This window comes from Actinorhabdospora filicis, from assembly GCF_030269765.1.
Lineage (GTDB): Bacteria > Actinomycetota > Actinomycetes > Mycobacteriales > Micromonosporaceae > Actinorhabdospora > Actinorhabdospora filicis.
This window is the reverse complement of sequence record NZ_BSTX01000004.1, coordinates 1-12,964: the sequence shown is the minus strand read 5'-3', so window position 1 is coordinate 12,964 and position 12,964 is coordinate 1. Positions and strand designations below refer to the sequence as shown.

Here is a 12,964-nt window from a genome sequence, read left to right as displayed (position 1 = left end):
CGGGTGGCGTGACGCCACGGGCCGCCCCCACAGGGACAGACTGCGGCGAGCTCGCCCGCGCTTCCGTGGTGAAACCGGGCCACCATGCGCAGGGTCGCACTGCGGCGAGATCGCCCGCGTCTCGTGCCCTCGACCAACGCTTCGGGCCAGAGCTCCTGACCGAAGCTCCGGGTCAAGGCTCCGGCCGGGGCGGGCGAGCCGAAGGGAGAAACGCCCGCGCGTGCGGGCCGACGACGCTGAGACCGGCGAACACCACGAACTCGACCGGGCACCGGACACTGCTGGCATTGCGGGCGCCGCAGGCATTACGGCACGGCGAGTCCCGCCGTCTCAGTCCCGCATCGTCTCCGCGCCGAACTCCGACTTCAGCAGCCGTTCCGCGCGCTCGGCGGCGGTGCCGACCGGTGTCACGTCCACGTCGCCGGGCCTGGCGCCGCCGAACTCGTCCATGTCCTCTGGAGGAGGCTCCTCGTCGGGCCACGGGGGCTCGTCGTGCACCGGCGCGGGCCTGGGCGGCGGTGCCGACGCGGCCGGTGGGGGTGTCGGCGCGGTGTGCTGGGAGGGGACCGGGGGCGTGGGTGCCGCCACCGGGGGTGGTGGCGGGGGAGCCGCCGCGCGGGCGGGGGCGGGTGGGCCGCCGCCGGTCTCGCAGCGGACCTTCCAGCTGCCGCCCAGGACCTCGGTGAGGGCCTCGATGAAGATCTGCTGCGAGGGGCCGTTGCCCATCGCGGTGGCGTGGAAGGCGTGCTTGAAGCTCAGGATGACCGTGTCGCCCTCGACGTCGCGTACCGACGCCTCCATGAGGTAGGCGCCGACGGTGCGCTTGCGGCGCTTGACGGCGTCCTTGATGGAGTCCCAGGAGCGGCGGATCGCGGCGGCGTCCGGACGCCCCGAGGACGCGCCCGGCGCAGCCGCGGCGGCGGGTGCGGGCGGGGCGGCGGGGGTGTCCCAGCTGGACGCGGCGGCCGAGGTCGAGGGCGGGGTGGGCGCAGGGGCCACCGGGGCCGGGGCGGGAGGCGCGGGTGTCTCGGCGGGGGCGGCCACAGGAGGAGCCGGCGCGGGAGCAGCGGGCGTCGGCTTCGTCGCCGCCGCCGCTGCGGCCATCGCCGCGTCCCTCGCCGACTGGCCGGGCGCCGCCACCGGCGCGGCGGCGGGCATGGGCGCGGTCTCGGCGACCGGCGCGTATCCCGCGCCCGGTGCCGCGATCACGCCGTCGGCGACCCGGCGCTCCATCTGCTCCAGGCGCTGCAACAACGCGCCCGAGGAGTCGTCCACGGCGGGCAGCAGCGCCTTCGCGCACACCAGCTCCAGGATGAGCCGGGACGCGGTGGTGCCGCGCATCTGCAGGAGCCCCTCGTGCACGATCTCGGCCATGCGCGTCAGGCTCGCCGGGCCCAGCCGCAGGGCCTGCCCGGTCATGCGTTCGAGCTGGTCGGAGGGCACGTCGATGAGCCCGGACGATCCGGCGTCCGGGACCTGGTTGAGCACGATCAGGTCGCGCAGGCGCTCCAGGAGGTCCTGGGCGAAGCGGCGCGGATCGTGCCCGGCCTCCACCACGCGGTCGATGACCTGCATCGCGCCCGCGCCGTCGGCGGCGGCCAGCGCGTCGCACATCTCGTCGATGAGGGTGATGTCGGTGACGCCGAGCAGCCCGATCGCGCGCTGGTAGGTGACGCCCTCGGGTCCGGCGCCGGCGATGAGCTGGTCGAGGACGGACAGGGTGTCGCGCGCCGAGCCTCCGCCCGCGCGCACGACGAGGGGGTACACCGACGGCTCGACCTGGACGCCCTCGCGGACGACGAGCTCCTCGGCGTAGCCGCGCATCGTCGCCGGGGGGATGAGCCGGAAGGGGTAGTGGTGGGTGCGCGACTTGATCGTCGGCAGGACCTTGTCCGGCTCGGTGGTCGCGAAGATGAACATGACGTACGAGGGCGGCTCTTCGACGAGTTTCAGCAGCGCGTTGAACCCGGCCGAGGAGACCATGTGGGCCTCGTCGATGACGTACACCTTGTACTTGCTCTGGACGGGCGCGAAGACCGCGCGTTCGCGCAGCTCGCGGGCGTCGTCCACGCCTCCGTGCGAGGCGGCGTCGATCTCGATGACGTCGACGGCGCCGCTGCCGTTGGGGCCGAGGGCCACACACGAATCGCATTCGCCGCACGGCTCGGGCGTCGGGCCCTTGGCGCAGTTCACCGAGCGGGCCAGGATCCGCGCGCTGGTCGTCTTGCCGCAGCCGCGCGGGCCGGAGAAGAGATAGGCGTGGTTGAGGCGGTTGTTGCGGAGGGCCTGCATCAGGGGCTCGGTGACGTGCTCCTGGCCGATGACCTCGCCGAAACTCTGCGGCCGGTACTTGCGGTAGAGCGCCAGGGCCACGCGGGTTCACTCCTTCGAAGGCCGTAAACGAAGGGCCCCTCGCGCACCCGACAGAGCTTGCTTATCCTTGCTGCCTTCCGGCCCTGGGGAGGTTCACAAGATGACGCCGCACGAGGGGCGCCGCCCAGAGTACCCCACCGGTGGCGATCGCCGTGCCGGGTGTGGGGCCGGTCGCGCAAGATCGGGACGAGTGGGCGGTAATCGGCGGTCGGCGTTAACCGCTTTCGAGGTCACCCGGGCGCTCATGTATTCTCCTCTGCGGAGGATTCGCCTAGAGGCCTATGGCGCTCGCTTGGAAAGCGGGTTGGGTTCACGCCCTCACGAGTTCGAATCTCGTATCCTCCGCCACGTGAGGGCCCCGTCCATCGGACGGGGCCTTTTCCGTACCGCCCCGGGCGTGGCGCGTCCTCAGAACTCGTCGACGAAGCTGTACCAGCCGTCCCCCAGCGCCCGTGGACCCGCGGGGCCGGGCACGGCCGTCCAGTAGGTCGTGCCGTGCGGCTGGTAGACGAAGCCGCCCACGTCGAGGTGGAAGGCGTAGCCTCCTTCGACGGCGTAGGCCTCCCGGATCGTGTAGCAGCCGAAGTCGCGCCCGCCGGTGAAGCCGTCCCAGGCGGGGAGGTCGGTCGGGTCGGCGGGGGCGGGCAGGTCGGCGACGAACGCGTTGAAGGCCCCGGCGCCGCACGACCAGCGGACCTCGCGCGGCACGTCGGCGTTGACCAGCAGCACCGCGGCGACGAGGAGGACGGGCGCGGCGGCCGTCCACCAGGACCGCGTCCGGGTGACCAGGACGAGCCAGCCGGCGCCGAGCCCGAGCAGGGCCACGACGCTCGCGCCGACGGCGGGGATGTCGATCCAGGGCCCGCTGAAGCCCCAGAGCAGCAGGGCGAGCGCGGCCAGGAGGAGCACGTGGAAGATGACGAACATGCGCCGCTTCGGCATCGCATCAGGCTAGTGCCGACGATGGCGCGGCGATAGCGCGAGTTGATCTCATCCGGCCATGACCGATGTTCTGGACCACGGCCCCACACCCTCCGCGCTGCTCGCGGCCTACCAGGAGCAGCTGCGTGCCCGGATCCTGCCGGATGACAAGTCCACCCTCGACGCGGACGGCCCGCTGGTCCGCAAGACCCGGCACGCCGGGCGTGGCTTCCTCACCTACCGCGACCTGGGCGGGCTCACCGGCGGCGATCTGGACGCGCTGATCGACCGGCAGCGCGAGCACTGGACGGCGCTGGGCCGGCCGGTGGAGTGGAAGCTGCACGGGCACGATGAGCCGGCCGACCTGCCCGCGCGCCTGGCCGCCGCCGGTTTCGCCCCCCAGGACCGGGAGACGGTGATCGTGGGCGAGGTGGCGGGCATGGCGGGGGAGCCGGTGCTGGCGGAGGGGCTGCGGATCCGCGAGGTCACCGCCCACGACGACTTCGTGCGGATCCAGCGGCTCATGGAGGCGGTGTGGGGTGTCGACTGCTCGTGGATCCCGGGCGACTTCGCCCACGAGGTGAGCGACGAGGGCGACCCGGCCGTGATCATCGTCGTGGAGGACGCCGGGGGCCTGGTGGTGTGCGCCAGCTGGGTGCGCTTCCACGCGGGCACCGAGTTCGCCTCTTTCCACGGCGGCTCGACCCTGGCGGAGTGGCGCGGCAGGGGCGTCTACAAGGCGACCGTCGCCTACCGCGCCCGGCTCGCCGCCGCGCGGGGGTTCCGTTACGTGCACGTGGACGCCTCCGACGACAGCAGGCCGATCCTGCGGCGGCTCGGGCTGTTCGCGGTGGCGTCCACGACGCCGTACGTGCTCACGCCGGCCTGAGCGCGGTCATACCCGCGTCCACTCCTCCCGCCCGAACGCCTCGCGCAGGACCCCGGCGAACTCTCCGGCGTCGGCCAGCTCGACGTCGCCCACGCGGGACAGCGGCACGGCCGGGGTCCACGAGTTCATCACCACGCCCGCGAGGCCGGTGAGGTCGCCGGGGCGCAGGTCGACGGTGGTCTGCGGGACGGTGAGCCGCCGCCGGAGGATGCCCATGGTGGTGCCGGTGAGGATCTCCGCGCGCGGCCACAGGACGCTCGTGCCGTCCCAGAACGCGAGGTTCCAGATCGTCGCCTCGCTCAGGCGCCCGTCGCCGTCGGCGAAGGCGGCGTCGTCGAAGCCGCGGGCCTTCGCGGTGCGCAGCAGGTGCGTCTTGGCGCCCTCGCCGACGTGTTTCAGGCGCGGCATCCAGCGCTCGTGGTGGACGACGTCCAGCGCGAGCGGCCCGGCGGGCCCGTCCGAGGGGTCCCCGGCGCGGACGAGGACCCGCAGCGGCGCGTCGGGCACGAACTCGCCCGTGGACACCGTCACGGTCAGCGACGCGTCGGCGGGCGCCTCGGCCAGGACCGCGCGGATGTATTCGCGGATCAGCTCGTCGGGTTCGGCGCGCCCGAAGAGCTCCGCCGAGGCTGCTCGCAGGCGGTCGAGGTGCAGGTCGAGGCCCCGGACGCGGTGGTCGCGGATCTGCATGGCGGTGAAGTGCGCGAACCCGGCGAAGGCCAGGGGCGCGAGCTGCTCGGCGGTGGCGGGACGGCCGTTGATGTGCGCGATCGTCATGCCACGACGCTAAGCCTTGAGGCCGGTGTGAAGGTCAAGTCCCGGGCCTTCGCCACGGTTTGCGACCCGCCGATAACGTGGTCGGATGGACCGGATTCTGGGGCGGCTCGCCGAAGACGCCACCGCGACCACGTATGACGCGGCCGACGCGGCGGGGCACCGGTTCGTCTACACCGTCGGGAAGGCCGCCGCCGTCGACGAACCGGCCTACACCGCCTGGGCGCGGACGCTGACCGAGGTGAGCGCGCATCCGCGGCTGGCGACCGTCCACAGTGGCGGTGTCGGCGCCGACGGGCGGCCCTACCTGGTCACCGGGGCCGGTGAGCGCACCCTCGCCGAGGCGCTCACCACCGAACCGCCGGGCCCGGAGGCGGTGCTGACCGCGATCGCCGACGCCGCCGACGGCCTGGCCGCGCTGCACGCGCGGGGGCTGCGGCACGGCGCGGTGTGCGCGTCCACGATCCTGCTGGACGGCGCGGGCGCCGCCCGGCTCGCGGGCTTCGACACCCGCGCGCCCGAGATGGGTCTCGCCGCGACCGCCGGGGCGTTCACCGCGCCCGAGGGCGACGGCGGTCCACCGTCCGATGTGTACGGACTCGCGGCGGTCGCCTACACCGCGCTCGGCGGTGTCCTCCCGTACGCCGCCGCGCCCGGCGATCCGGGCTTAAGGCGGCAGCAGATCACCGACCTGCCGGGCGTCCCGGGTGCCGTCACCGGCATCCTGCGCATCGCGCTGCATCCCGATCCGGCCGCGCGGCCGAGCGCCGGGACGCTGCGGGACGTGCTGTCGGCCGCGACCGTCGACGCGCCCGCGATCGCGGCCCTGCCGCCGACGGCGGTGGGCGCCGAGGTGCGCCCGGTCAACGACACCGTCGTGTCCATCAACATCGCCGTCGCCGGGGCGGCCGCGGCCGGGATCGCCGTTGCCGCCGCGGTCGTCGCCGCACCGGCGGTCGCCACCGCCCTCACCACGGCCGGATCCGGTGCCGGGAAGGCGATCGCGGCCAAGGGCGGCGCCGGTGCGCTGATCGGCAAGATCGCCGTGGGCGTCGTCGGACTCGCCGTGGTCGCGGCCGCCGTCGTGATCGGTGTTCAGGCACTCGGGAACGGCGGCGACGGCGGCGATGTGGCGCTGAACCCGCCGGTGAGCCCGGCGCCGTCCCAGCCGCCCTTCGACTACACCGGCCTGCGCTTCACCGAACCCGGCGGCGGCGAAACCATCACCCTGACCGGCGGGCGCTTCGAAAAGCAGGGCGCCGACCAGTTCCAGACCTACACCTGGACCCTCGTCGGCGAACCCGCGAAGTCCGATCTGGACGGTGACGGCGACCTGGACGCCGTGGTCGCCCTGCGCCGCGACGGCTTCGAGACCGGCGACACCTACCTCACCGCGTTCCTGTGGACCGACGGCGCGCCCGCCCAGGCGAAGAACTGGGCCGACGGCATCTGCGAGGTCACATCGCTGACGGCGGAGGGAAAGCAGGTCACCGCCAAGCTCAAGGCGACCAGCCCCGCCCTCGGCTGCTACGGCCCCGCCCAGGACGCGCTCACCGACGAGACCGTCACCTTCGGTCTCCAGGACGGCTGGTTCGCCCAGACCGCCCCGAAACTCGGCGCCGGCGACCGCTGCAACTTCGCCCCCGGCGACGAACCGAACGACTTCCTCTCCCCCGTCACCCCGCGCGTCGCGCCCGATCCCGCGTCCCCTGAAATACCAGGGGATTTCACCACGATCGCCTACACCACAGCCGGTCAGGGAAACTGGGCCGTCGCGCGCCTGTTCGCCGGTGACGGGACCGTCTCCTGCGGCTGGATTCCGCTCGATGCCGACTAGACCCGAGACGATACGGTGACGCGATGGACGGCATCCAGATCATCCGCTGGCTGAGCAGCGACGACACCGCCGCTGTCTACGAGGCCGCCGACGCCGCCGGGCGCCCGCTGGTCTACACGGTCGGGCACCGCCCGGCCGCGCGCCCGGAGACCTTCCTGGACTGGGCCGCGCGGCTGAAGTCGGTCCGCCACGCCCATCTGGCGCCCGTCGCCGACGCCGGGCTCACCCCCGACGGCCGTCCGTACGTCCTTTGCGGAACCGGCACCACCACCCTCGCCGAGAAGCTGGTCACGCACCCGCCCGGCGTGGACGAGGTCGCCCGCACCGCCACCGCGCTGGCCGACGCGCTCGCCACCGCCCACGCCGCCGGGCTGCGGCACGGGACCGTGTGTCCGTCCACAGTGCTCTACACGACGGACGGGACGCCGCAGCTCACCGGCTTCGACATGTGCGCGCCCGAGCTGGTCAAGACCGCGCGTCCCGGCCTGTACACCGCCCCAGAGGCCGAGCCCGGGCCCGGTTCGGACGTCTACGCGCTGGCCGCCACCGCCTACGTGGCTCTCGGCGGCCCGCTGCCCTACGCCTCCGATCCCTCCTCGCCGGACCTGCGGCGGCGCGGCATCACCGAGCTTCCGCACGTCCCGCCGGAACTGATCGTCACCCTGCGCACGGCCCTCAACCCCGATCCCCGCACGCGGCCGAGCATCTCACTGCTGCGCGACATGCTGTCCACGGTGGAGGTCCGCGACCGCTCGGCCACCACCGCGCTGCCGATGGTGGTGGCCGGTTCGGACGTCCGCGCCGCCAACCACGGCGTCGTGGCGGTCAACAAGGCCGTCACCGGGACGCTGCCGCGCATCGGGGACGAGAACCCGCCCGTCCCGGCCGCGCCGCCCGGCACCGGCTTCGCGCCGCCGCGGCCGCGAAAGCGCACCGGCCGCAAGATCCTCGCCGGGGTCCTCGTCGTCGCCGTGCTGGCGGCGGCGGGCGTGGCCGCCTGGTACCTCAAGGACCGCTTCGCCGGGGACGACAAGGCGGGCGCCGGTGGCGAGGCGCCGTCGTCCATTGAGGACGTCGATTTCACCAACCACTCCTTCAAGATCCCGTATTCGCAGGACGAGTTCGAGCTGGTCGGCGGCTTCCACGAGTTCACCGACCCGGACGCCGGGCGCGTCCGCTGGCAGCTGGGCGGCCCGCCCGTGTACGCCGACGCCGACGGGGACGGCGACACCGACGCCGCCCTGATCCTCCAGCGCACCCTCGCCGACCGGGGCGGCCTGGTCGTGCCCTGGATCGTCGTCTACACCTGGGATCCGGCCACCCGCGAGACCAAGGCCAGCCAGTCGGTCGCCGGGATCTGCGGCGTCGTCGCCATCACCCCGGCCCCCGGTTCCGGCTTCGGCGTCGAGGTCAAGTCCACCAACCCCTACGAGGGCTGCCAGGGCGTGGACGCCGGGATCCTGAGCCCGGAGTCCTTCGTCATCGGCGTCGTGGACGGCTGGCTCACCCAGACCGCGCCGGTGCCCGGCTCGGCGACCCGCTGCCGCTGGATCCACGACGGCCGGACGATCACCATCGAGGGCGCGCCGAAGTTCGGTGTCCACACCGGACCCGACCGCACCACCGCCGAGGTCGGCGAGGTCACCGCCTTCACCGCGTACACCCCCGACACCAAGGATCCCGTCGAGTGGGTGATCGCCTCGGCGACGCTCGCCGACGGTTCGGCCACCTGCGGATGGGTCGCCGCCGCCGATCTGATCGAGGCCTGAGCAGATGACCGCCCCGCTCCACCGCGACGCCACCGCGAGCGTGCACGCGCTTCCGGGCCCGGCGCTGCGGATCCTCGGCGAGCGACCGGTCTCCGGCGCGGCCCTGGCCGCCTGGCGCATGGCCGTGACCGCGCTGTCCGGGACGCCCGGGCTGGTCGCCGTCCGCTCGATCGGCGTGGACGGGCGCGGGCACACCGACCTCGTCGTGGACGCCTCGGGCGCCACCCTCGCCGAGGCCCTGGTGGGCTCCGGGCCGCTGTCGCCGGGCGCGGCCGTGGCCGTGTTCGCCCAGGTGGCGGCGGGTCTGGCGGCCTGGCACGGGGCCGGGCTGCGGCACGGCGCGGTGAGCCCTTCGACGGTGGTCATCGCGCCGGACGGACGCGCGTGGCTCGCCGGGCTGGACGCGTCGGCGCCCGGACTGGAGCTGGCCGCCGTCCCGAACCGCTACCTGGCACCGGAAGGCGCGGCCGGGCCTCCGTCCGATGTGTACTCGCTGGCGGTGTCGGTCTTCGTCGCGCTCGGCGGAACCGTGCCCTACGAGGCGAATCCGGCCGATCCGGCGTTGCGGCGGCTGACCCCGCCGGAGCTCCCCGGCGTCCCGGCCGGGCTGATGGGCCTGCTGCGCGAGGCGATGCACCCGGACCCGGCGCGGCGGCCGTCCGCCGGGACCTTCGCGGCCACCCTGTCCGGGCTCGCGATCCCGGTGACGGCAACGGTCGCGGCACCGCTGGCGGCGGGCGCGGTGGGCGCGCCGGTGCGTCCGGCCAACGACCGGGTCGTCTCCATCAACCTCGCCGTCTCCGGCGCGGCCCTCGCCGGTGGCGCGGCCGCGGCCGGGGTGATCGCCGGGCAGGCGCTCGGCGGCGCGCTCCAGGGCTCGGGATCCGCTGGGGCGGCGGCGAAGGCGGGCACCGGGCTGGCCCTGAAGATCACCGTGGGGGCGGTGGCCACCGCGATCGCGGCCGCGGCCGTCGTCGCCGCCGTGAACTGGCCGGGCGGCACCGCCGAGAATCCCGGCACCGCGGCCGGCGGCCCGTCCCCGGCCACCTCGACGGCCACCGACGGGATCCGCGGCTTCGACATCCAGAACGCCGACTTCGTCCCCGGCTACACCCACGGGCTGGCCACCGGCCTGGCCCCGACGAAGTTCCGCGACGGTTCGGCCACCGCGCAGGCGAAGGACCCGTCCCTCGGGTACAGCCTCGGCTTCGAGATCGCCGGTGCGCCCATGTACGGCGACTTCGACACCGACGGCGACCTGGACGCGGCGGTCATGATCCGCGCGATCGCCGACGGCGGCCAGCGGGCCCTGTTCTTCTGGGAGTGGAGGGACGGCGCGGTCCGGCAGGTCCCGTACATGGCGTTCATGGAGACGCCGTGCGAGTACTTCGTCGACGACGGTTTCCCGGTGGTGAAGGACAACGCGGTCGAGATCGCCGCCCGCCGCTCCACCGACTGCGACTTCGCCACGACCTCCTGGAGCGGCACCGTCCACTACGGACTCAAGAACGGCTTCCCCGTCCAGCTCTCCCCCGGCACCGGCGCGGCCGGGTTCTGTTTCCACGAAGCGGGCACCGACCTCGTCGGCAAGGTCACGCCCCTCCTCGGGCCCGATCCCGCGGCACCGCCGCTGACCGGGCAGTACACCCACATCGAACTCTCACAGGTGGCGCCCGGCGAGCCGGGGTCAGACTATGAGGGATGGAACCTGGCGCGGCTCACGGCCGTCGATGGTTCTGTCAGCTGTGGCTGGATTCCGCCAGGAACCGTCTCCTGAACCGAAGGCTCCCGACATGACCGTGCCGCAAACACCCATCTATTCCGACGACACCGCCGCCCTGTTCCCCGAGACCGGTCCCGACGGCCAGCCCGCCATGCGCGTCATCGGCCACCGGCCCGTCTCGGCGATCACCTTCGATCCCTGGGCGGGACTCATCCGGCAGCTGGCCGCGCACCCCAACATCGCCGATGTGTACCAGGCCGGTGTCGGGCCCGACGGACGCCCGTCGATGCTCGTCGACGCCGCCGGGAGCACCCTCGCCGAACGGCTGTGCCACACCGGCCCGCTCGCCATCGGCGAGGCCGTCAGCAACGCGTCCCTGCTGGCCCTCGGCCTGGACACCCTGCACCAGAACGGCTTGCGGCACGGCCTGGTGGCACCGTCCACTGTCCTCTTCGACGGTTTCGGGCGTCCCCGCCTCGCGGGTCTCGACGCCACCGCCCCCGGACTGGGCGCCACCGCCATCCCCCCGCGCTTCAACCCCCTGGACCAGCAGCCCGGCCCCGCCACCGACGTCTACGCGCTGGCCGCCACGACCTACGTGGCCCTCGGCGGCCAGCTGCCCTTCGCGCACGACCCGTACAACCCGGGCCTGCGCTCCCAGCCGGTGATGGACCTGCCCGGCGTCCCCCAGCAGGTCACCGGGCTCCTGCGCGCGGCGATGAACCCCGACCCCGCCGGTCGGCCGTCCGCCGCCCAGCTGCACGCGGAGTTCTCCACGATCGAGCTCCCCCACGTCCCCTCGGTGCATCCCGCGCTCCCCTACGACGCCGTCGGCATCGCGATCCGCCCGGTGACCACCGGCGTCCTGGAGATCAACGCGGTCGGTTCAACACCCCACCCGGTCTCCGGTGCCCCCGCGCCCTACCCCGTGTCCGGCGGCGCGGCCTACCCCGTCTCCGGCACCCCCGTCACCGGCGTCCCCCACTCACCAGCCCCGCAAATGGCGGCCCCACAACCACAGTGGACACCCCAGCCACCCCCGCCGCAGCAACAGAAGCGTCCCAACACCATGGTCATCGCCGTGGCCAGCGTCATCGGCGTCGCAGTCCTCGTCGCCGCCGCCATCATCGGCGTGTCCCTGATGAACAAAAAGGACACCGCCAACAACCCCGACCCCACCCCCAGCGGCTCATCGGCGGCCCCCATGGACGAGGGCGTGAAGTCCATCGACCTCGAACAAGCCGACGTCTACCTGCTGCAACAGTTCGGCCGCCTCGTCAACGGCAAGTCCGACAAGTACGTCCTCACCGGCACCCCTGTCTACGCCGACATCGACGGCGACAACGACCTCGACGCCGCCGGCCTCATCCAGTTCCAGGGCTCGGGCGCGAAAGACGACAAACCCTGGGAGTTCGTGCAGGTCTGGCTCTACGACCCCAAGACCAAAGAAGCCGAACCCCTGGAGTTCGAAGCCACCTGGCAGTGGACCTGCTCCGAACTGAGGGCCCTCAACCTCTCCACCAACCCCCAGTTCCCGAACACCTTCGAAATCAAGCGCTCCGACTACAACTACTGCGACGGCCGCAACCACGGCACCGAAGTCATCCACGTCCAGGCCACCGGCACAACCCCCGTCCGCAACGACGACGGCCACAAATCCGCCGTCATCAACTGCCTCGGCGACGTCGGCGTCACCGGCCTCGACATCGCCGACGTGACCGGCAAAGCCGACCCCCTCTTCCTCCCCAAGGCCGGCGCCGAGAAGGTCGCGGAGAAGACCGCGATCAAGAAGATGCAGGTGTACTACACCAAGCCCGTGGACTCGTCGATCAACCACGGCTACGCCTACGCCGTGGTGACCTTCGCCGACAGCAAGACAGGGTGCGGATGGGTGCCTTGGACGGTGGTTTCGTAGCCGCCGGGAGAACGGCGAGCGCGAGAGACAGAGCGACAGGCAGAGCGACAGAACGACGACCGGGGCGAGCCGAAGGGCTCGCCCCGTGGCGTGCGTGGGGTGGCGCGGTGGATGCGGCGCGGCGCGGGGAGGGTGGGGAGAAGAAGAGGTGCGGGCAGACAGGGCAAGGGCCGGGCGGCGGGACAAGGGGCAAACGGCCAGGTGACGGGCGGCGGGCGAGATGGAGCGTGGGTGGTGAGGCGCGGCCGGGCTAGGCGGGGTGAGAACCGCACAGCGGGGCAGGGCGGGTAGGCGGGGCGAGCGGGTAGGGCGGGCGATGTGGGTGCGGTGGCGACGTGGGTGGGGCGGGCAGAGATGGGTGAGCGGGCGGGGTGGCCGAAGCGAGTTGGTGAGCGGGGTGGGCCAAGTGGGTTGGCGGGCGGAGCGTGTGGGTGGGGTGGGTGTCGCCCCAATCAGCGGAGGGTGCCCCACACCCCTGGTGCGATAGCGCAGATGTCGGCTTCGGGTGGTGGGGTCCTTCGTCGGTCGGCCGTAAAGGAATCGGTAACGAGGGTTCTGGGGGTGTCAAGACACGCTCTACCGTCTTGACACCCCCAGGTTCGTCGTTATGGTGCCGGGGCCGACCGACGAAGGGCACCACCGCACGCAAAGAACAACCCAAAACAAGCCCGACCATGCCCTAAGCCCGTGGACAACGGCCCGCAACCCAAGGCGAAGCCCCCTTCCGAGAGAGGCCCAGGTCCAGGACAGCGTCCTGGTCGGG

At 73.1% G+C, this 12,964-nt stretch carries 7 protein-coding genes, 1 tRNA gene, 1 other RNA gene and 1 pseudogene; 6 read left to right on the top strand and 4 right to left on the bottom strand.

Annotated features, from left to right (window positions below; all coding sequences use genetic code 11):
• Positions 1-387: 387 nt before the first annotated feature.
• Positions 388-2,373: pseudogene (locus QSK10_RS25010) on the bottom strand (DNA polymerase III subunit gamma and tau); the annotation flags it as partial.
• Between the two features lie 28 nt (positions 2,374-2,401).
• An RNA gene (ffs, locus tag QSK10_RS25005) (signal recognition particle sRNA small type) lies at positions 2,402-2,495 on the bottom strand.
• Positions 2,496-2,633: 138 nt separating this feature from the next.
• On the opposite strand from ffs, the gene QSK10_RS25000 reads away from it, so the two are divergent.
• A tRNA-Ser gene (locus QSK10_RS25000) sits at positions 2,634-2,721 on the top strand.
• Between the two features lie 60 nt (positions 2,722-2,781).
• On the opposite strand, the gene QSK10_RS24995 is transcribed toward QSK10_RS25000, so the two are convergent.
• A complete protein-coding gene (locus QSK10_RS24995; protein ID WP_285665428.1) occupies positions 2,782-3,315 on the bottom strand; it encodes a hypothetical protein in 534 nt (177 codons plus the stop codon).
• Between the two features lie 58 nt (positions 3,316-3,373).
• Between QSK10_RS24995 and QSK10_RS24990 the strand changes: the two genes are divergently transcribed.
• On the top strand, positions 3,374-4,183 hold the full coding sequence (locus QSK10_RS24990) for a GNAT family N-acetyltransferase (RefSeq protein ID WP_285665427.1): 810 nt from the start codon (positions 3,374-3,376) through the stop codon (positions 4,181-4,183).
• A gap of 6 nt (positions 4,184-4,189) precedes the next feature.
• On the opposite strand, the gene QSK10_RS24985 is transcribed toward QSK10_RS24990, so the two are convergent.
• The gene (locus QSK10_RS24985) at positions 4,190-4,960 is read right to left on the bottom strand and encodes an aminotransferase class IV (protein ID WP_285665426.1); all 771 of its coding nucleotides are present in this window, start codon (positions 4,958-4,960) and stop codon (positions 4,190-4,192) included.
• A gap of 85 nt (positions 4,961-5,045) precedes the next feature.
• Between QSK10_RS24985 and QSK10_RS24980 the strand changes: the two genes are divergently transcribed.
• The 4 genes from QSK10_RS24980 to QSK10_RS24965 are packed head-to-tail and all read left to right on the top strand — an operon-like array spanning position 5,046 to position 12,201.
• A complete protein-coding gene (locus tag QSK10_RS24980; RefSeq protein ID WP_285665425.1) occupies positions 5,046-6,794 on the top strand; it encodes a serine/threonine-protein kinase in 1,749 nt (582 codons plus the stop codon).
• A gap of 23 nt (positions 6,795-6,817) precedes the next feature.
• Positions 6,818-8,563 (top strand): serine/threonine-protein kinase, encoded by a 1,746-nt coding sequence (locus tag QSK10_RS24975; RefSeq protein ID WP_285665424.1) that lies wholly within the window; start codon positions 6,818-6,820, stop codon positions 8,561-8,563.
• A gap of 4 nt (positions 8,564-8,567) precedes the next feature.
• Positions 8,568-10,340 (top strand): protein kinase family protein, encoded by a 1,773-nt coding sequence (locus tag QSK10_RS24970; protein ID WP_285665423.1) that lies wholly within the window; start codon positions 8,568-8,570, stop codon positions 10,338-10,340.
• 16 nt (positions 10,341-10,356) lie between these two features.
• Positions 10,357-12,201, top strand: a complete 1,845-nt coding sequence (locus QSK10_RS24965; protein ID WP_285665422.1) for a serine/threonine-protein kinase — start codon at positions 10,357-10,359, stop codon at positions 12,199-12,201.
• The last annotated feature ends 763 nt before the right edge of the window (positions 12,202-12,964 follow it).